Annotated in this window: 18 protein-coding genes; 1 reads left to right on the top strand and 17 read right to left on the bottom strand. The window is 52.3% G+C overall.

The window, feature by feature from the left end; all coding sequences use genetic code 11:
- Positions 1 to 7: 7 nt before the first annotated feature.
- From glmS to asnC, 15 genes are all read right to left on the bottom strand, one after another.
- Positions 8 to 1837 carry a glutamine--fructose-6-phosphate transaminase (isomerizing) gene (gene glmS / locus HVY19_RS20565; protein WP_181682398.1) on the bottom strand — a complete coding sequence of 610 codons (1830 nt, stop codon included), beginning with the start codon at positions 1835 to 1837 and terminating at the stop codon, positions 8 to 10.
- 162 nt (positions 1838 to 1999) lie between these two features.
- Positions 2000 to 3370 carry a bifunctional UDP-N-acetylglucosamine diphosphorylase/glucosamine-1-phosphate N-acetyltransferase GlmU gene (gene glmU / locus HVY19_RS20560; protein ID WP_181682397.1) on the bottom strand — a complete coding sequence of 457 codons (1371 nt, stop codon included), beginning with the start codon at positions 3368 to 3370 and terminating at the stop codon, positions 2000 to 2002.
- Positions 3371 to 3506: 136 nt separating this feature from the next.
- Entirely contained in the window at positions 3507 to 3926 is a 420-nt protein-coding gene (locus HVY19_RS20555) for a F0F1 ATP synthase subunit epsilon (protein WP_001251962.1), read from the bottom strand.
- 20 nt (positions 3927 to 3946) lie between these two features.
- Complete coding sequence (gene atpD, locus HVY19_RS20550) at positions 3947 to 5329, bottom strand: F0F1 ATP synthase subunit beta (RefSeq protein WP_181682396.1); 1383 nt, start codon at positions 5327 to 5329, stop codon at positions 3947 to 3949.
- A gap of 26 nt (positions 5330 to 5355) precedes the next feature.
- Positions 5356 to 6219 carry a F0F1 ATP synthase subunit gamma gene (atpG, locus tag HVY19_RS20545; protein WP_181682395.1) on the bottom strand — a complete coding sequence of 288 codons (864 nt, stop codon included), beginning with the start codon at positions 6217 to 6219 and terminating at the stop codon, positions 5356 to 5358.
- A gap of 50 nt (positions 6220 to 6269) precedes the next feature.
- Positions 6270 to 7811 (bottom strand): F0F1 ATP synthase subunit alpha, encoded by a 1542-nt coding sequence (gene atpA, locus HVY19_RS20540; RefSeq protein ID WP_006177557.1) that lies wholly within the window; start codon positions 7809 to 7811, stop codon positions 6270 to 6272.
- 12 nt (positions 7812 to 7823) lie between these two features.
- Entirely contained in the window at positions 7824 to 8357 is a 534-nt protein-coding gene (gene atpH, locus HVY19_RS20535) for a F0F1 ATP synthase subunit delta (protein ID WP_181682394.1), read from the bottom strand.
- 14 nt (positions 8358 to 8371) lie between these two features.
- Entirely contained in the window at positions 8372 to 8842 is a 471-nt protein-coding gene (gene atpF / locus HVY19_RS20530; RefSeq protein WP_003827022.1) for a F0F1 ATP synthase subunit B, read from the bottom strand.
- A gap of 59 nt (positions 8843 to 8901) precedes the next feature.
- Positions 8902 to 9141 carry a F0F1 ATP synthase subunit C gene (atpE, locus tag HVY19_RS20525; protein ID WP_000429386.1) on the bottom strand — a complete coding sequence of 80 codons (240 nt, stop codon included), beginning with the start codon at positions 9139 to 9141 and terminating at the stop codon, positions 8902 to 8904.
- A gap of 46 nt (positions 9142 to 9187) precedes the next feature.
- Positions 9188 to 10003 carry a F0F1 ATP synthase subunit A gene (gene atpB / locus HVY19_RS20520; protein WP_047460083.1) on the bottom strand — a complete coding sequence of 272 codons (816 nt, stop codon included), beginning with the start codon at positions 10001 to 10003 and terminating at the stop codon, positions 9188 to 9190.
- Between the two features lie 8 nt (positions 10004 to 10011).
- Entirely contained in the window at positions 10012 to 10392 is a 381-nt protein-coding gene (gene atpI, locus HVY19_RS20515; RefSeq protein ID WP_181682393.1) for a F0F1 ATP synthase subunit I, read from the bottom strand.
- Between the two features lie 622 nt (positions 10393 to 11014).
- Positions 11015 to 11632, bottom strand: coding sequence for a 16S rRNA (guanine(527)-N(7))-methyltransferase RsmG (gene rsmG / locus HVY19_RS20510; RefSeq protein ID WP_181682392.1), 618 nt, complete (start codon positions 11630 to 11632; stop codon positions 11015 to 11017).
- A gap of 100 nt (positions 11633 to 11732) precedes the next feature.
- A complete protein-coding gene (gene mnmG / locus HVY19_RS20505; RefSeq protein WP_181682391.1) occupies positions 11733 to 13622 on the bottom strand; it encodes a tRNA uridine-5-carboxymethylaminomethyl(34) synthesis enzyme MnmG in 1890 nt (629 codons plus the stop codon).
- Between the two features lie 378 nt (positions 13623 to 14000).
- The gene (gene mioC, locus HVY19_RS20500) at positions 14001 to 14444 is read right to left on the bottom strand and encodes an FMN-binding protein MioC (RefSeq protein ID WP_181682390.1); all 444 of its coding nucleotides are present in this window, start codon (positions 14442 to 14444) and stop codon (positions 14001 to 14003) included.
- A 90-nt stretch (positions 14445 to 14534) separates the two neighbouring features.
- The gene (gene asnC / locus HVY19_RS20495) at positions 14535 to 14993 is read right to left on the bottom strand and encodes a transcriptional regulator AsnC (RefSeq protein ID WP_000433014.1); all 459 of its coding nucleotides are present in this window, start codon (positions 14991 to 14993) and stop codon (positions 14535 to 14537) included.
- A 150-nt stretch (positions 14994 to 15143) separates the two neighbouring features.
- Here asnC and asnA point away from each other — a divergent pair, with 150 nt between their 5' ends.
- Entirely contained in the window at positions 15144 to 16136 is a 993-nt protein-coding gene (asnA, locus tag HVY19_RS20490; RefSeq protein WP_181682389.1) for an aspartate--ammonia ligase, read from the top strand.
- Positions 16137 to 16141: 5 nt separating this feature from the next.
- Here the strand turns inward: asnA and viaA are convergent, their stop codons facing one another.
- Positions 16142 to 17593, bottom strand: coding sequence for an ATPase RavA stimulator ViaA (gene viaA / locus HVY19_RS20485; RefSeq protein ID WP_181682388.1), 1452 nt, complete (start codon positions 17591 to 17593; stop codon positions 16142 to 16144).
- Entirely contained in the window at positions 17587 to 19083 is a 1497-nt protein-coding gene (gene ravA, locus HVY19_RS20480; protein ID WP_181682387.1) for an ATPase RavA, read from the bottom strand. Before ravA ends, viaA begins: the two co-directional genes overlap by 7 nt.
- Positions 19084 to 19215 lie beyond the last annotated feature (132 nt).

The raw sequence follows: 19215 nt of genomic DNA, 5'->3' as shown, positions 1-19215 counted from the left end.
ATTATTTTTACTCAACGGTAACCGATTTAGCCAGGTTACGCGGCTGATCCACATCGGTGCCTTTAATCAGCGCCACGTGATAAGCAAGCAGTTGCAGCGGAACGGTATAGAAGATCGGCGCAATCACCTCTTCTACATGCGGCATCTCAATGATGTGCATGTTGTCGCTGCTAACGAAACCCGCATCCCGATCGGCGAAGACGTACAGCTGACCGCCACGCGCGCGGACTTCTTCGATGTTGGATTTCAGTTTTTCCAGCAGTTCGTTGTTCGGCGCCACCACGATAACCGGCATATCGGCATCGATCAGCGCCAGCGGGCCGTGTTTCAGCTCGCCAGCCGCATAGGCTTCTGCGTGGATGTAGGAGATCTCTTTCAGCTTCAGCGCGCCTTCCAGCGCGATCGGATACTGATCGCCGCGCCCAAGGAACAATGCGTGATGCTTGTCAGAGAAATCTTCCGCCAGCGCTTCAATACGTTTGTCCTGAGACAGCATCTGCTCAATACGGCTCGGCAGTGCCTGCAACCCGTGAACGATATCGTGCTCAATAGACGCATCCAGCCCTTTCAGGCGCGCCAGTTTTGCCACCAGCATCAGCAGTACGGTCAACTGTGTGGTGAACGCCTTGGTAGACGCCACGCCGATTTCAGTACCGGCGTTGGTCATCATCGCCAGATCCGATTCACGCACCAGGGAAGAACCCGGCACGTTACAGATAGCGAGAGAGCCCAGATAGCCCAGCTCTTTCGACAAACGCAGGCCCGCCAGCGTATCCGCTGTTTCACCAGACTGAGACAAGGTGATCATCAGGCTGTTACGGCGCACGGCGGATTTACGGTAGCGGAACTCAGAAGCGATTTCGACGTCGCACGGAATACCAGCCAACGATTCAAACCAGTAGCGAGACACCATTCCGGAGTTGTAAGAGGTGCCGCATGCGATGATTTGAATATGCTCAACCTGAGACAGCAGTTCGTTTGCCTTCGGTCCCAGCTCGCTTAAATCCACTTCACCGTGGCTGATACGCCCGGTCAGTGTGTTTTTAATCGCGTTCGGCTGTTCGTAGATCTCTTTCTGCATGTAGTGGCGATAGATACCTTTATCACCAGCGTCATATTGCAGATTGGATTCGATTTCCTGACGCTTAACGTCCACGCCATTTTTATCGAAAATAGAGACAGAACGACGGGTCACTTCCGCAATATCGCCTTCTTCGAGGAAGATAAAGCGACGGGTTACCGGCAGCAGTGCCAGCTGATCGGAAGCGATAAAGTTTTCACCCATGCCCAGACCGATAACCAGCGGGCTACCTGAACGAGCCGCCAGCAGGGTATCTGGATGACGAGTGTCCATGATCACCGTGCCGTATGCACCGCGCAGTTGCGGGATCACACGCAGAACCGCTTCACGCAGCGTACCGCCCTGTTTCAGTTCCCAGTCCACTAAGTGAGCAATCACTTCGGTGTCGGTTTCAGAAACAAAGGTGTAGCCGCGCGCTTTCAGTTCTTCACGCAGGGGTTCATGGTTTTCGATGATGCCGTTATGCACCACCACAATGTGTTCAGAAACATGCGGATGTGCGTTAGCTTCTGAAGGTTCGCCGTGCGTTGCCCAACGGGTATGAGCAATACCCGTCCCGCCGTGCAGCGGATGTTCTTCCGCTGCCTGAGACAGCATCTGCACTTTACCCAGGCGACGCAGACGGGTCATATGACCTTCTGCATCTACCACAGCCAGACCGGCTGAGTCATAACCACGGTATTCCAGACGACGTAAACCTTCGAGGAGGATTTCTGCTACATCACGCTGCGCGATAGCGCCAACAATTCCACACATAGTTTTTAATTCCGATTTTGGCAGTATGCCAGTCGTTGTCGGTCAACCTGTATGCCCGTATTTTCGGGCGCCCCGAGCCTTGTAGAGAGTGGGGTTATTTTTATAGGTACTACTCCTGTCTGCCTGATGGCGGCTACGCCTTATCAGGCCTACAAAAATCACTTACTTCTTTTTCACCGGACGCTGCCAGCCTTGTTTATTGACCTGCGGCACGCGACTCAGGACCAGTTCATTCTCGGCAACATCGCGGGTCACCGTCGTCCCCGCCGCAATCGTTGCACCTTTGCCCACGGAGACCGGTGCCACCAGCTGCGTGTCGGAACCGACAAACACATCATCGCCAATAATGGTTTTGAACTTATTCGCGCCATCGTAGTTGCAGGTAATCGTCCCCGCGCCGATATTCACGTTGTCGCCAATTTCCGCATCGCCAAGGTAGGTCAGGTGACCCGCTTTAGAACCTTTGCCCAGACGCGCTTTTTTCATTTCGACGAAGTTGCCCACGTGAGCGCCTTCCAGCAATTCTGCGCCAGGGCGCAGACGTGCAAACGGACCGATGGTGCAGGCCGCTTCCAGATGTGCATCTTCCACTACGCTGTATGGACTGATTTCACAGTCATCGCCAATCACGCTGTTTTTGATGACGCAGCCGGTACCAATTTTGACGCGGTTGCCCAGCGTGACGTTGCCTTCGATGATAACGTTAGTATCAATTTCGACATCACGCCCGTGAGAGAGTGAACCACGCAGATCAAAACGCAGAGGGTCGCGCAGCATAACGCCCGCGAGCAGCATTTTTTCCGCTTGCTCAGACTGGAAAATACGCTCCAGACGGGAAAGTTGCAGACGGTTGTTTACGCCATCCGTTTCGCTGATGCGCGCCGGATGAACGGCGGCGATTTCCCGCCCTTCCTGATACGCCAGCGCAATGATATCGGTAATGTAGTATTCACCCTGCGCATTGTTGTTCGTCAGCTTCGACAACCAGCGCTTCATATCCGCACCGTTAGCGATCAGGATACCGGTATTGATTTCCTGAATCTGGCGCTGTTCCTCGCTGGCATCTTTATGCTCAACGATGCCGGTCACTTTGCCGTTTTCACGCGTAATTCGGCCATACCCGCTTGGGTCGTCCAGCACAACGGTTAGCAAACCAATACCGCCCTGCGGTTTTGCATCACGCAGGCGCTGTAACGTTTCCAGGGAGATCAGCGGTACATCGCCGTAGAGCATTAAAATATCTTCGTCATCGCCAAAGTAAGGCGCCGCCTGCTGCATGGCGTGTCCGGTTCCCAGCTGCTCTGCCTGAAGTACCCAGTTGAGGTTGTCCTCTTTCAGGGTCTTTTTAAGCAGATCGCCACCGTGACCATAGACCAGGTGCACCTGAGAGGCACCTAATTCATTAGCGGCATCAATGACATGCTGAACCATCGGCTTCCCTGCGAGCTGGTGCAGCACTTTTGGAAGTTCGGAATACATGCGGGTTCCTTTGCCTGCGGCAAGAATAACCACGCTCATCGCACTATTTGACATATACATCCTGACTGTAGTTTGAGTGAGAAGTTAAAACGTTTAATGCCAAAAATTCTACATCTTTTTTATCATGAAAAAAGAGACAAAAAAAAGCCAGCCTGGAACCCAGACTGGCTTTTGTGCTTTCAAGCCGGTGTTACATCGCTTTTTTGGTCAACTCGATAACGCGCAGTTTAGCGATCGCTTTGGCCAGTTCCGCAGACGCCTGAGCGTAATCCACGTCACCATGAGAGCTCTTAATATGCTCTTCGGCCTTACGTTTCGCTTCCAGAGCTCGCGCTTCGTCGAGATCCTGGCCGCGAATCGCGGTATCAGCCAGTACGGTCACGTTGCCAGGCTGCACTTCGAGAATGCCGCCAGACAGATAGATAAACTCTTCATGACCGTGCTGTTTAACGATGCGAATCATACCAGGCTTAATGGCGGTGAGCAGCGGTGCGTGACCCGGGTAAATACCCAGTTCACCTTCACTACCCGTTACCTGGATTTTTTCGACCAGACCAGAGAACATTTGTTGCTCTGCGCTGACGACGTCCAGGTGGTAAGTCATTGCCATATCACCCTCCGATTAAGGCGTTAAAGTTTTTTGGCTTTTTCCACGGCTTCGTCGATAGAACCGACCATGTAGAACGCCTGCTCCGGCAGGTGATCGTATTCGCCTTCCATAATGCCTTTAAAGCCACGGATGGTGTCTTTCAGGGAAACGTATTTGCCCGGAGAACCGGTAAATACTTCCGCAACGAAGAACGGCTGGGACAGGAAGCGCTGGATCTTACGCGCACGTGCTACCACCAGTTTGTCTTCTTCAGACAGTTCATCCATACCCAGGATGGCGATGATGTCTTTCAGTTCCTGGTAACGTTGCAGCAGGGACTGTACGCCACGCGCGGTGTCGTAGTGTTCCTGACCAACAACCAGTGGATCCAGCTGACGGCTGGTGGAGTCCAGCGGGTCAACGGCCGGGTAGATACCCAGAGACGCGATCTGACGGCTCAGTACCACGGTTGCATCTAAGTGCGCAAAGGTGGTTGCTGGTGATGGGTCAGTCAAGTCATCCGCAGGTACATATACCGCCTGAACGGAGGTGATAGAGCCGGTTTTGGTAGAGGTGATACGTTCCTGAAGAACACCCATCTCTTCCGCCAGCGTCGGCTGATAACCTACCGCTGAAGGCATACGACCCAGCAGTGCAGATACTTCAGTACCGGCCAGGGTGTAACGGTAGATGTTATCGACGAACAGCAGTACGTCACGACCTTCGTCACGGAACTTCTCAGCCATGGTCAAACCGGTCAGCGCAACGCGCAGACGGTTTCCTGGCGGCTCGTTCATCTGGCCGTAAACCAGGGATACTTTGTCCAGAACGTTGGAGTCAGTCATTTCGTGGTAGAAGTCGTTACCCTCACGAGTACGCTCACCTACGCCCGCAAACACAGAGTAACCGGAGTGCTCGATCGCGATGTTACGGATCAGCTCCATCATGTTTACGGTTTTACCTACACCCGCACCACCGAACAGACCAACTTTACCGCCCTTCGCAAACGGACACATCAGGTCGATAACTTTGATGCCGGTTTCCAGCAGTTCCTGAGAGCTGGAGAGCTCTTCATAGGAAGGTGCCGCACGGTGGATAGCCCAACGTTCTTCTTCACCGATGTCGCCTTTCATGTCGATGGGCTGGCCCAATACGTTCATGATACGACCCAGTGTTGCTTTACCTACCGGGACTTCGATCGGGTGCGCAAGGTCAGTCACTTCCAGACCACGACGCAGACCGTCGGAAGAACCCATCGCGATGGTACGCACGATACCACCACCGAGCTGCTGCTGAACTTCCAGCACCAGGGTCTCGTTACCATTCTTAACCTCAAGAGCATCGTACACGCGCGGTACGGCATCCTGAGGGAATTCGACGTCAACCACGGCGCCGATTACCTGGACAATTTTTCCAGTAGCCATCTTGAATCCTCTACGAATTAACCTGGTTATACCGCGGATGCACCACCGACGATTTCGGTGAGTTCCTGAGTAATGCTGGCCTGACGAGCTTTGTTGTATACCAACTGCAGCTCTTTAATCAGGCTGCCGCCATTGTCGGTAGCGGCTTTCATCGCCACCATACGTGCGGCCTGCTCGCTGGCCAGGTTTTCTACCACGCCCTGATAAACCTGAGATTCGACATAACGACGCAAGAGAGTATCCAGCAGCGCTTTCGGATCCGGTTCATACAGGTAATCCCAGGATTTATGTTTCAACTCTTCATCCTCTGCCGCGGGTAAAGGCAGCAGTTGGGTGATCGTCGGAACCTGAGACATGGTGTTAATAAATTTGTTGCTGACAACGTACAGCTTGTCCAGACGGCCTTCGTCATAGGCCTGCAACATCACTTTAACCGGGCCGATCAGTTCGGACAGGGACGGGTTATCACCCATACCTGTAACCTGAGCAACAACATTGCCGCCCACGGAGTTAAAGAAAGACACGCCTTTAGAGCCGATCATTGCGAGTTCGCACTGAACGCCTTTATCGGACCATGCCTTCATTTCCGCCAGCAGTTTTTTGAACAGGTTAATGTTCAAACCACCGCACAGACCACGGTCGGTAGACACCACCAGGTAGCCCACGCGCTTAACGTCGCGTTCTTCCAGGTAAGGATGCTTATATTCCAGATTACCGTTAGCAAGGTGACCAATCACTTTGCGCATGGTATCTGCATAAGGACGGCTGGCCGCCATGCGATCCTGCGATTTACGCATTTTGGAAGCGGCGACCATCTCCATCGCTTTAGTGATCTTCTGCGTGTTCTGGACGCTTGCGATCTTACTACGTATCTCTTTTGCGCCGGCCATGAGCTTCTCCTCAATGCCTTGCGGCCTGTCCTAAGACAAGCCGCCGGACGTTACCAGGACTGGGTTGCTTTGAAGGAATCGAGGATAGCTTTCAGCTTGCCTTCGATTTCGTCGTTATAGCCACCGGACTGGTTGATCTCTTGCATCAGCGGAGCGTGATCACGGTCAACGTAAGCCAGCAGAGCGGCTTCGAAGCTACCGATTTTCGCCAGTTCCACATCTTCGAGGTAACCGCGTTCAGCCGCGAACAGGACCAGACCCTGCTGAGCAACAGACATTGGAGCGTACTGTTTCTGCTTCAGCAGCTCGGTCACTTTCTGACCGTGGCTCAGCTGTTTACGGGTTGCTTCATCAAGGTCAGAAGCAAACTGCGAGAACGCAGCCAGTTCACGATACTGTGCCAGCGCGGTACGGATACCACCGGACAGTTTCTTGATGATCTTGGTCTGAGCAGCACCACCCACACGGGATACGGAGATACCTGGGTTAACCGCCGGACGGATACCGGAGTTAAACAGGTTGGTTTCCAGGAAGATCTGACCATCGGTAATGGAGATTACGTTGGTCGGAACGAACGCAGAAACGTCACCCGCCTGAGTTTCAATGATCGGCAGAGCGGTCAGAGAACCTGTTTTACCCTTCACTTCACCTTTGGTGAAGTTCTCGACGTATTCCGCGTTAACGCGGGAAGCACGCTCCAGCAGACGAGAGTGAAGGTAGAATACGTCGCCCGGGAATGCTTCACGTCCTGGCGGACGACGGAGCAGCAGGGAAACCTGACGATAAGCAACAGCCTGTTTGGACAGGTCATCGTATACGATCAGTGCATCTTCGCCACGGTCGCGGAAGTATTCGCCCATTGCGCAACCGGCATATGGCGCCAGGTATTGCAGTGCAGCAGATTCAGAAGCGGTTGCAACAACAACGATGGTGTTAGACAGCGCGCCGTGCTCTTCCAGTTTACGAACCACGTTAGAAATGGTGGACGCTTTCTGGCCGATAGCTACGTATACGCATTTGATGCCGGAGTCACGCTGGTTGATGATGGCATCAATAGCCATCGCGGTTTTACCGGTCTGACGGTCACCGATGATCAGTTCACGCTGACCACGACCGATTGGGATCATGGCGTCAACGGACTTATAACCAGTCTGTACTGGCTGATCAACGGACTGACGGTCGATAACGCCTGGCGCGATAACTTCGATAGGGGAGAAGCCATCGTGCTCAACCGGACCTTTACCGTCGATTGGCGCACCCAGGGTGTTAACAACGCGACCCAGCAGGCCACGGCCAACCGGCACTTCCAGAATACGGCCAGTACACTTAACTTTCATGCCTTCGGCAAGGTCAGCGTACGGACCCATCACAACTGCACCCACGGAGTCGCGCTCCAGGTTCAGTGCGATAGCGTAACGGTTACCCGGCAGGGAGATCATTTCACCCTGCATACAATCGGCCAGGCCGTGGATGCGGATAACACCGTCACTTACAGAAACAATAGTACCTTCGTTGTGAGCTTCACTCACAACATTGAACTGAGCAATGCGCTGCTTGATCAGTTCGCTGATTTCGGTGGAATTCAGTTGCATGCTCCAGTCCCCTTAAGACTGCAAGACGTCTGCAAGGCGTTCAAGACGGCCGCGTACGCTGCCATCAATGACCATATCACCCGCACGGATGATAACGCCTGCCATTACAGACTTATCGATTTTGCAATTCAGCTTAACTTTGCGTGACAGACGTTTTTCCATCGCAGCGCTAATTTTCGCAAGCTGTTCTTCACTCAGTTCGGTGGCGGAAGTGACTTCTACCTCAGAGGTAGACTCACTCGCTGCACGCAGGTGAATGAACTGCTCCAGTACATCCGGGAGCGCGTTCAGACGGTTATTTTCAGCCATGACCTTAATCAGGTTCTGACCGTTTTCGTCCAACTGCTCACCGCAGACTGCGATAAACGACTCAGCGAGCGTTTCCGGCGCCAGTGCGCCAGAGAGAAGCTCTGCCATTTGTTCGTTCTTAGTTACCTCGGCGGCAAACGCCAGCATGTCCTGCCAGCGCTCTACACTTTGGTGTTCGACGGCAAAGTCAAAAGCTGCTTTGGCGTAGGGGCGAGCTACCGTAACAAATTCAGACATCGGCCCCTCCCTCCTTACAGTTCAGCGACAAGTTTATCCACGATGTCGCTGTTAGCAGCTTCATCCACGGAACGTTCGATGATCTTCTCGGCGCCAGCGACAGCCAGGATAGCAACTTGCTTACGCAGCTCTTCACGGGCACGTTTACGCTCGGCATCAATTTCCGCCTGCGCCTGTGCGACGATTTTAGTACGTTCCTGCTCTGCTTCAGTTTTGGCTTCGTCCAGGATCTGAGCGCGGCGTTTGTTCGCCTGCTCAATGATTACCTGAGCTTCCGCCTTCGCTTTTTTCAGCTGGTCGGTCGCGCTGGCCTTTGCAAGGTCAAGATCCTTATGTGCTCGTTCAGCAGAAGCAAGGCCGTCAGCAATTTCTTTTTGACGCTTTTCGATGGCAGCCATTAACGGCGGCCATACATACTTCATGCAGAACAGAACGAACAGGACAAACGCGATGGCCTGGCCGAGGATTGTTGCGTTAAGATTCACAGCACAATGCCTCTATCTAGTTAACGTTCTGATATTGCTCTTAATTCAAGCAACGCTTACTACGCGACAGCGAACATCACGTACAGACCCAGACCTACAGCGATCATCGGGATAGCATCCACCAGACCCATAACGATAAAGAACTGAGTACGCAGCAGAGGAATCAGATCTGGTTGACGCGCTGCGCCTTCCAGGAATTTACCCCCGAGGATGCCGATACCGATCGCAGCACCGATTGCCGCCAGACCCATCATCACAGCGGCAGCCATGTACAGCAGATCCATATTCAGGTTTTCCATGACAGTCTCCAGTTTGTTTCAGTTAAAACGTAGTAGTGTTGGTAAATTAATGCTCTTCAGACGCCATCGACAGATAGACGATCGTCAGAACCATGAAGATGAAGGCTTGCAGCGTAATAATCAGGATGTGGAAAATGGCCCACGGCACATTCAGGATCCACTGTGACCACCACGGCAACAGACCAGCAATCAGAATGAAAATCAGCTCACCGGCATACATGTTGCCGAACAGTCGCAGACCGAGAGAAACCGGTTTGGACAGCAGACTTACCCCTTCAAGGATTAAGTTGACAGGGATGAACGCCCAGTGATTGAACGGCTGCAGCGTCAACTCTTTCGTGAAGCCACCGATGCCTTTCATTTTGATGCTGTAGAACAGAATGAGGATAAATACGCCGAGCGCCATGGACAGGGTGATGTTCACGTCAGCAGACGGAACCACGCGCAGTGCAGGCAGACCGAAGATATGCTCGCCGATGTACGGCAGCAGGTCGATTGGCAGTAAGTCCATCAGGTTCATCAGGAATACCCAGACGAAAATCGTCAGGGCCAGCGGTGCAATCAGCTTGCTTTTGCCATGGTACATGTCTTTCACGCTACCATGCACAAAGCCGATTACCAGCTCAATCGCGGTCTGAAATTTGCCTGGTACGCCGCTGGTCGCCTTTTTGGCCACGCTGCGGAACATAAGCAGGAACAACAGACCCAGAACCACCGAGAAAAACATGGAGTCAATATTGAGCGTCCAGAAGGTGGCTGGGGGGTTATGCGGATCCACCAGCGAGAATGTACGCAGGTCCAGCTGAAGGTTATTCAGATGGTGTCCTATGTAATCCTGCGGCGTCATATTTTCTGAAGCCATGATGCCTTTTACCCTTTGTTGTTAATTACAGCCGGCGCCAGTATCTGAACCACCAGCACCAAAACCCACGTCACGATGAGCGGCAAAAAAACCGCCTTCAAAACCGCCAGCGCCACCACCAGCAAAACAAGCATCGCTAACACCTTCAACGCTTCACCGAAGGCGAACGTCCAGGCCACTCGGCCTTTAGCAGGTGTATGCGCCTGGTGACGCCAGGCAAATATCATAAACAACACGTTTGGCAGAAAGACTGCCAAACCACCGCAAATTGCGGAAGTGCCCCAGAAGGGGTCTTTGAGGCCGAACAGCAATCCACTTGCTGCTACTGCCAGAAACTGAATGAGCAAAAGCTTACGAGCAACGTTTCGACTCAAGAGCGACACAGACATCACGTTTTTACTCCTGCTCCCTACGAGGTATGCCGCGTGTCGTATAAAACGTTCTTTGAGGCCAGGAGTCAAGCATCAAAAAGCGGTCAAATTATACGGTGCGCCCTCGTGATTTCAAACAATAAGTAGCCAAAAGGTGAATAAATGTTTAAATAATTTTCGTCAGCCCACATTTATCACTTTTAGCCAAACTGTGAACGATCATGCAAAACTGCAAATACCGCGAAAACACTGGTTATAAAGCGTGCTTCAGATCACAGAACGAGCATCTTCGCTCTGACCCTGTTTATTTACTTGGCAAATGATGCCTTATCAACATTTTGATATTTAAGCCTAAAATCACTCACTGTTTTAAAAACGCTTACTTACAACTCAAAAACCCACCATTGACATTTTTAATAATAATTTAACAGCCCAGTTTGATTCTGTGACTCGATATTTAGCAGCCTGATATTTTCATGGTTGACTATTTTTTGTTTTTACCAAAAAAAGCCACGTTGCTCTGTTGATAATAGACAGTAAACATGGCGTTAAGTGTAACGAGCTATATCGCTTGAATGACTAATGATTTTTAACAAGTTCGTTTGCGATTTTTCTCGAATATTTTTGATAAAAATTAATATCAGTTTGGCTTAATGACCACCAGATGACGCTCGCCTTCCAGTTGTGGAACGCGCAGTTTCACCACTGACTCGACGCAAAATGCAGCAGGGAGCGTAGCAATTTCATCTTCCGGCAACAGACCTTTGAGCGCATAAAAACGACCATTCTCGCCAGGCAGGTGGTGACACCAGCCTACCATGTCGTTCAACGAGGCAAATGCCCGGCTGATAACGCCATCAAACGGTGGCTCCGCAGGAAACTCTTCGACGCGACTCTGCACCGGCGTAATATTATCCAGTTTCAACTCGTGCTGAACCTGACGAAGGAACCGAACACGCTTGCCCAGGCTGTCCAGCAGGGTGAAATGCGACTCTGGACGCACGATAGATAACGGTATCCCCGGTAACCCAGGTCCTGTCCCCACGTCGATAAAACGATCGCCCTGCAAATGAGGGGCAACAACGATGCTGTCGAGGATATGACGCACCAGCATTTCACCAGGTTCCCGCACAGACGTCAGGTTGTACGCTTTATTCCATTTATGCAGCATTTCAACATACGCAATCAGCTGATTTTTCTGGTGATCGGTAAGAGAAATGCCCGCTTCATCCAGCAGACGATTGAGTTTGTTAAGCACGGTGATTACCTGTAGTTATCCTTGCCGGATGGCGGCTTCGCCTTATCCGGCCGACGAAATTGTCGGGCGGGAAAGCAAAGTGCCCCCGCCAAAACTGTCTTTAAGCGCTACGGCGCAGCATTCCCTGTTTTTTCAGCCACACCAGCAGAATAGAGATAGCCGCTGGCGTCACACCAGAGATACGCGATGCCTGACCGATAGAAACCGGCTTGTGATCGTTCAGCTTGGCGATCACTTCGTTAGACAGACCGGAAACCTGGCGGTAATCCAGCGTCGCAGGCAAAAGCGTATTTTCATTGCGTAGCTGTTTTTCGATCTCATCCTGCTGACGCGCGATGTAACCTTCGTATTTCACCTGGATTTCAACCTGCTCAGCAGCCTGAACGTCTTCCAGTGCAGGCGCAAACGGCGTCATCGCCGTCAACTGAGCGTAGGTCATATCAGGGCGACGCAGCAGGTCTTCACCGCTGGCTTCACGAGAGAGAGGCGTAGAAAGGTGAGCGTTCACTTCGGCAGCAGATTCAGCCATTGGGTTAACCCAGGTGGATTTCAGGCGCTGACGTTCGCGTTCGATGCTTTCCTGCTTCTCGTTGAAGCGCGCCCAACGCACGTCGTCCACCAGACCCAGTTCGCGGCCCATTTCCGTCAGACGCAGATCGGCGTTGTCTTCACGCAGCATCAGGCGGTATTCCGCACGGGAAGTAAACATACGGTATGGCTCTTTGGTGCCCAGCGTGCAGAGGTCATCCACCAGTACGCCCAGGTAAGCCTGAGAACGAGCAGGTGCCCAGCCCTCTTTGTCCGCAGAAAGACGGGCGGCGTTCAGACCGGCAAGTAGACCTTGCGCAGCCGCTTCTTCGTAACCCGTGGTGCCGTTAATTTGTCCGGCAAAGAACAGACCCTGAATAAATTTACTCTCCAGCGTCGGCTTGAGATCGCGCGGGTCGAAGAAATCATACTCAATGGCGTAGCCCGGACGGACGATTTTCGCGTTTTCCATCCCCTGCATGGAACGAACGATCTGCATCTGCACATCGAATGGCAGGCTGGTGGAGATACCGTTCGGATAAATTTCGTTGGAGGTCAGCCCTTCTGGCTCCAGGAAGATCTGGTGCTGGTTACGATCGGCAAAGCGCATGACTTTGTCTTCGATCGACGGGCAATAACGTGGGCCGATCCCTTCGATAACGCCAGCGTACATTGGGCTGCGATCGAGGTTATTGCGGATCACGTCATGGGTTTTCTCGTTAGTGTGTGTGATGTAACACGGCACCTGCTGCGGATGTTGCGCTGCATTGCCCATGAACGAGAAGACCGGCATTGGGTTATCACCATGCTGTTGCGCCAGCACGCTGAAATCGATAGTGCGCGCATCAATACGCGGCGGCGTACCGGTTTTCAGGCGACTGACGCGCAGCGGCAGTTCACGCAGACGGCGCGAAAGAGGAATGGACGGCGGATCGCCAGCACGGCCACCGCTGTAGTTGTCCAGCCCGATATGTATTTTGCCATCAAGGAATGTTCCGACGGTCAGCACAACGGCTTTTGCACGGAATTTAAGTCCCATCTGGGTCACGGCGCCAACGACACGATCGTTCTCGACAATCAGATCTTCAACCGCCTGCTGGAAGATCATCAGGTTTGGTTGATTCTCTAGTGCGGTGCGAACTGCCTGACGATAGAGCACGCGATCTGCCTGAGCACGAGTGGCGCGTACCGCCGGACCTTTGCTCGCGTTTAGTATCCTAAACTGAATACCCGCCTGATCGATCGCCCTTGCCATCAGCCCACCAAGCGCATCCACTTCTTTTACCAGGTGTCCCTTGCCAATACCGCCAATTGCCGGGTTGCAGCTCATCTGCCCCAACGTGTCGATATTGTGTGTCAAAAGCAGGGTCTGCTGACCCATACGCGCTGCGGCCATCGCGGCCTCAGTGCCTGCATGACCCCCGCCAATGATGATGACGTCGAAAGGATCCGGATAAAACATGGTAATTGCCTCGCATAACGCGGTGTGAAAATGGATTGAAGCCCGGGCGGTGGATTCTACTCAACTTTAGTCGATCGAGAAAGTCCTGGGATCCTGGGTATTAAAAAGAAGATCTTTTTATTTAGAGATCTGTTCTATTGTGATCTCTTATTAGGATCGCGATGTGCTGTGGATAAGCCGGATCCGTCATTTAAGATCAATACGTTGGCAAGGATCACTAGCTGTGAATGATCGGTGATCCTGGTCAGTATAAGCTGGGATCAGAATGCGTAGTTATACACAACTCAAAAAGTGAGCAAGGGTTGTTCTTTGGATAACTACCGGTTGATCCAAGGTTTCTGACAGAGTTATCCACACTCGATCGCACGATCTTTACACTTATTTGAGTAAATTAATCCAGGATCCCAACCAAACCTCTGCCGGATCTTCCGGAATATCGTGATCGAGGATGTTGATCTTGAGTGTTTCGCCCAGCTGTTTTGCTCCCGCATTCTTCAGTTCAGACTCAATCTTGTCGATCGCGCCACAGAATGTGTCATATTCGCGGCTACCGATACCGATGGCACCAAAACGCACCGCTGACAGATCGGGAGTCTGTTCCTGTAACTCTTCATATAAAGGAAGAAGGTTGTCTGGAATATCGCCTGCGCCGTGAGTGGAGCTGATAACCAGCCAGATCCCGGAGGTGGAAAGATCCTCTAACAGCGGACCGTGCAGGGTTTCGGTGGAAAAACCGGCATCTTCCAGCTTTTCAGCCAGGTGTTCTGCAACATATTCAGCACCACCAAGGGTGCTTCCGCTAATAAGAGTAATGTCAGCCATTGATCGCTCGCTCATATAAAGAGGCAGTCATTGTACGCTGTGAGTGAGCTGGGATCTACCTGTGGAAAAATGTGGGATTAAAAAAGCCGATCACGGCTTAATGGTGCGCATGATCGGGTTCTGCAAGACGATCAACGTCTCGGTGGACTGAATTTCATCAATTGTTTGGATCTTGTTGATAAGTACATGCTGGAGTGCATCGATGGACTTGCACATGACCTTAATAAAGATGCTGTAATGGCCGGTGGTGTAATACGCTTCGGTGACTTCATCAAGGCTTTCCAGTCTGGCCAGTGCGGAAGGATAGTCCTTTGCACTTTTAAGGATGATGCCGATAAAGCAGCCGACGTCATAACCCAATTGTTTCGGACTGACGTCAATACGGGCGCCAGTGATGATGCCTGCCTGTTTCATCTTTTCTACGCGAACGTGAATGGTCCCGGGGCTGACACCAAACTGTTTAGCCAGTTCTGCGTAGGCGGTGCGGGCATTGGCCATCAAGGCGTCAAGAATGCCCCGGTCCAGATTGTCGATTTGATAATTTTCCATAGGTTTTTCTTATGTGTATTAATGATTCGTTCTATTTTAGCGGTAATTTTTATCGAATCAAAATCAACAACGGCTTTTTGTTTGTGGATTATTGAATATTGACCTCATTCTGTTGCTTAATCATAGGCAACAGGACGCAGGAGTTAAAAAATGAAAACCGCTTACATCGCCAAACAACGTCAAATTAGTTACGTGAAATCTCACTTCTCTCGCCAGTTAGAGGAGCGTCTGGGTCTGATCGAAGTTCAGGCACCGATCCTCAGCCGTGTTGGAGATGGCACACAAGATAACTTGTCGGGCTGTGAAAAAGCGGTACAGGTAAAAGTGAAAGCGCTGCCAGATGCCCAGTTCGAAGTGGTGCATTCTCTGGCGAAGTGGAAACGTCAAACCCTGGGACAACACGACTTCAGCGCTGGTGAAGGGCTCTACACGCACATGAAAGCCCTTCGTCCGGACGAAGATCGCCTCTCTCCACTCCATTCAGTCTACGTTGATCAATGGGACTGGGAGCGCGTGATGGGCGACGGTGAACGTAAATTCTCCACGCTGAAAAGCACGGTAGAGGCTATCTGGGCGGGCATTAAAGCCACCGAAGCCGCTGTCAGCAAAGAGTTTGGTCTGGCACCGTTCCTGCCAGCGCAGATCCACTTTGTTCATAGCCAGGAGTTGCTGTCTCGTTACCCAGATCTCGATGCAAAAGGGCGTGAACGTGCGATCGCCAAAGAGTTAGGCGCGGTATTCCTGGTTGGGATCGGCGGCAAGCTCAGCGATGGTCACCGCCATGACGTTCGTGCGCCGGATTATGATGACTGGAGCTCCGCTTCCGAGCTGGGCTATGCGGGTCTGAACGGCGATATTCTGGTGTGGAACCCGGTACTTGAAGATGCGTTTGAGCTCTCTTCAATGGGGATTCGTGTCGATGCTGATGCGCTGAAATACCAGCTTGCGCTGACCGGCGATGAAGATCGTCTGAGCCTCGAATGGCACCAGGCGCTGCTGCGCGGCGAAATGCCGCAGACCATCGGCGGCGGCATCGGCCAGTCTCGTTTGACCATGCTGCTGCTGCAACTGCCGCACATTGGTCAGGTTCAGTGCGGCGTATGGCCTGCTCAGGTTCGTGAAAGCGTCGCGTCGCTGCTGTAATTCTCTTATCGCCGCCAGCGTCTCAGCAGGCGGCTTCGCATCCCGGTATCAAAGCGCCAGATATGATCGAAAATGCGCATTATGCCGGGTTTGCCATGCGCGGACATCGCTACCGCGTGAAAGCGATGCTGATGTACCCGCTGCAACTCCCCCACCTTACTGACCACGTCATCCGGCAGGCGCTGAGCGATAAAATCTGATATCACCACCGCATCAGCATCAAACCATTCTCGTCCCTGCATTCGCTCAATAATAGCGCGAAAACAGCTGGCAATATCCGTGCCCCCGCGAAAACGCTGGCTTAAGAAACGGATTGCCTGTTCGATACCTTCCGGCCCGGATAGCTCATAACGCACCACTTCAGTGGAAAAAAGCATAATAAAACAGCGACGGTTATCTGCGAGGGCGATACGCATCAGCGCAAGGCAAAACGCTTTCGCACACTGTTCATTAAAGCCGCCCATTGAACCTGACGTGTCCACACAGACGATAAACGGTCCGCGCGGCTGTTCGTCGAAATCCTGGTGAACCACCGGGCGTTCGGTCACCTTTTCACGCCAGGCTTCTCCGTGCAGGCGATAGGTCAAAAGCTGTTTTTCTACCAGACGACGATAAAACTCATATTCCAGTTCGGTGATGCCGAGTGTGGCCAGTTCAGGCGGTAACAGGCGCAGAATGTCGTCACTTTGTTGAATGCCGTCAACTTGCTCAGGAACCGTTGCAGGCTCACGAACTAATGTGCGGAAGGTTTCCATTGGCGCATCTTTACGCGGTACCGACTTCGCTTCTCTGGAACGTCCTAACTGTTCCGCCAGACGTTTTAGCTCAGGTTGTTCAGTCAGAAAATCACCGTACTTCACGATCAACTGGTAATCGCCGCGTCTGATTTGGCCTGCGCTCATATCCCACAGACGGCCTGCGGCTGTGTCGTTTTCTGCCAGTACCGGATCCAACTGGCCGCTCAGGGTCATCCGTTCCTGCACTTCGCTCAATAACTGTTCACGTTCTTCTTCGAGCAACTGCTGGTTGAGCGTGGTGGCTTGTACCACCAGACTCAGACGCCAGCGCTGCAAAAAAAGCGTATGCAGGGCGGGGGTAAAAACCGCATTGCTGTCGACCAGTTGTTGCGCCTGCCCGGCATAAGGAGAATGCAGTCGATGCAATAGCGTTAATATTTGCGGAAGCTGGACAATGAACTGCGCGGTCGAAAGGAGCTGGCTTTGCTGGTAACACATCACCTCTTCCGTCAGTTCTGGCGGCACGTGCGTATCTTTTAAACGACTGCGTAGCGCTTCACGCCAGCGGGGAAGATCGTCTGTAATGGCGGTCTTAAGTCGGGGAAATTTTTCAAAAAAAATCGCCAACTGCGGTGAGGCCAGCAGCGCGAGGATCATCTCTTCAATCATCCCCTCTTCGCTGACGGCCAACATCACATTCAGCGTATCGAGTGTCAGCATTGTTGCGCCTGGCGAATTTGTTCTCCCACATCCTGCAGGCTGGCTTCAATGCGACCTAACCAGTCGCTATGGATAAACAAACATTTTTGCTGGTCGCTAAACCGGGTGTGCTGCTGACGCCAGTCGTTTTCCAGCTCTTCCAGTTGCTGCTTAATTTCAACAGGCATGGCTTCTTCGGACGAACCGGGCAGCGCCAGGCGAGCCCCCTGAAGACTGACGTCGCGAACGACCAGATGCTGAGCGCTATCGACTTCCAGATTCAGCGTCTGGGCAAAACCGATCCCATTAAGCTTGCCACGGATCTCACCGCCTTTCGCCAGCCAGAGATCCAGCGCGCTGCGTTCGAAAGTAATATGAATTACCTCCATATCATGCAATTTCAATGACTTTTGCAGCAGTAAAGTAAGCGTGGATGCGGTGATATCGGCCGGAAGATCATAATGCGGGCGGCGGCTGAACATTCCCCCCTGTCGAATGACTGTAAAGGCCGTTTTATCGCTTTGCTGTTGCTGCAACTGGATACGGCGTTGGACAATTCCACCGAGTCGAGTGAGCAGTGCCTGCTGCTGCCACGCGTGTCCGGTCATCAATATTTCAAGCTGTTGCTGCATCATGTTCAGGCTTTGGGCGTCGTACCATAAACAGTCTTTCAGCAGAATGAGGTCAATGGGGGCAACCGCGTCACGCCCGCTAAAGAAGGCGCTGGCCTGTAACAGACGTATCGCTTTTTTCCAGCGACGGTCCGAAACGTAGGGCGCGTTTGGCAAATTTTCCAGTTGCTGACGCAAAGTAAAAATCAGCTCAAAAACGTGATCGGGCAGCTGAATTGCGCCGATCTCTTTTTGCCACTGGTAATACTCGTCATCGCTGACCTGTAGCGCAGCGGGAACCGGGTTTTCGCTTTCGTCCTGTTGACTGGTGAGCATGGAGCGAAAGTTGGCTTTGTCCTGCACTTTGTCCAGCCAAAGACGGATCAGCATGCGGTCGTATAAAGCCTCCAGGCTGCTGTCCGCCTCGGGGAGTTCGTTAGAGGCTGCCACCAGCAGGCGCATCGGAATTTTTTCTTCGTGTGCGCCGTTGCGGAAGTGGCGTTCGTTAATCGCCGTCAGCAGGGTGTTAAGAATTGCCGGGCCTGCTTTCCAGATCTCATCTAAGAAAACAATCTCCGCTTCCGGGAGATATCCGGCGGTTAAGCGCTCGTAGCGACCTTCATCTTTCAGCGCCTGAATAGAGAGCGGTCCGAAGACCTCTTCCGGGGTGGAAAAACGCGTCATCAGATATTCGAACGCCCGCGCATTCTGAAAGGCAAACTTCAATCGCCGCGCGATGAGGCTTTTTGCGATCCCAGGAGGGCCAAGCAGGAAAACACTCTCACCGCTAAGGGCTGCCAGCAGGCAAAGGCGAATGGCATGGCTTCGCTCGTAAAGGCCCTTTTCCAGCGCACTGCTCAGGCGGGAAATTCTTTCCGCTAATAAATGTGGGTGAGCCATAATAGAGTGGCATCCTTTCAAAAATAGTACTGCGTAAACAGCGATTATAGACGTTTCGTAGATGAGGTCGTCATTGTCTGATGAAGCATTTCTTATTCTTTGCGCCAGAATAATCTGGCTTCATTTAGGGGT

This window comes from Citrobacter sp. RHB25-C09 (assembly GCF_013836145.1).
GTDB lineage: Bacteria > Pseudomonadota > Gammaproteobacteria > Enterobacterales > Enterobacteriaceae > Citrobacter_A.
This window is presented reverse-complemented; position numbering and strand designations above follow the sequence as displayed.

Coding starts and splice junctions, on each gene's coding strand:
- glmS (WP_181682398.1), bottom strand. CDS start 1,837: ATGTGTGGAATTGTTGGCGCTATCGCGCAGCGTGATGTAGCAGAAATC.
- glmU (WP_181682397.1), bottom strand. CDS start 3,370: ATGTCAAATAGTGCGATGAGCGTGGTTATTCTTGCCGCAGGCAAAGGA.
- HVY19_RS20555 (WP_001251962.1), bottom strand. CDS start 3,926: ATGGCAATGACTTACCACCTGGACGTCGTCAGCGCAGAGCAACAAATG.
- atpD (WP_181682396.1), bottom strand. CDS start 5,329: ATGGCTACTGGAAAAATTGTCCAGGTAATCGGCGCCGTGGTTGACGTC.
- atpG (WP_181682395.1), bottom strand. CDS start 6,219: ATGGCCGGCGCAAAAGAGATACGTAGTAAGATCGCAAGCGTCCAGAAC.
- atpA (WP_006177557.1), bottom strand. CDS start 7,811: ATGCAACTGAATTCCACCGAAATCAGCGAACTGATCAAGCAGCGCATT.
- atpH (WP_181682394.1), bottom strand. CDS start 8,357: ATGTCTGAATTTGTTACGGTAGCTCGCCCCTACGCCAAAGCAGCTTTT.
- atpE (WP_000429386.1), bottom strand. CDS start 9,141: ATGGAAAACCTGAATATGGATCTGCTGTACATGGCTGCCGCTGTGATG.
- atpB (WP_047460083.1), bottom strand. CDS start 10,003: ATGGCTTCAGAAAATATGACGCCGCAGGATTACATAGGACACCATCTG.
- atpI (WP_181682393.1), bottom strand. CDS start 10,392: ATGTCTGTGTCGCTCTTGAGTCGAAACGTTGCTCGTAAGCTTTTGCTC.
- mnmG (WP_181682391.1), bottom strand. CDS start 13,622: ATGTTTTATCCGGATCCTTTCGACGTCATCATCATTGGCGGGGGTCAT.
- mioC (WP_181682390.1), bottom strand. CDS start 14,444: ATGGCTGACATTACTCTTATTAGCGGAAGCACCCTTGGTGGTGCTGAA.
- asnC (WP_000433014.1), bottom strand. CDS start 14,993: ATGGAAAATTATCAAATCGACAATCTGGACCGGGGCATTCTTGACGCC.
- asnA (WP_181682389.1), top strand. CDS start 15,144: ATGAAAACCGCTTACATCGCCAAACAACGTCAAATTAGTTACGTGAAA.
- viaA (WP_181682388.1), bottom strand. CDS start 17,593: ATGCTGACACTCGATACGCTGAATGTGATGTTGGCCGTCAGCGAAGAG.
- ravA (WP_181682387.1), bottom strand. CDS start 19,083: ATGGCTCACCCACATTTATTAGCGGAAAGAATTTCCCGCCTGAGCAGT.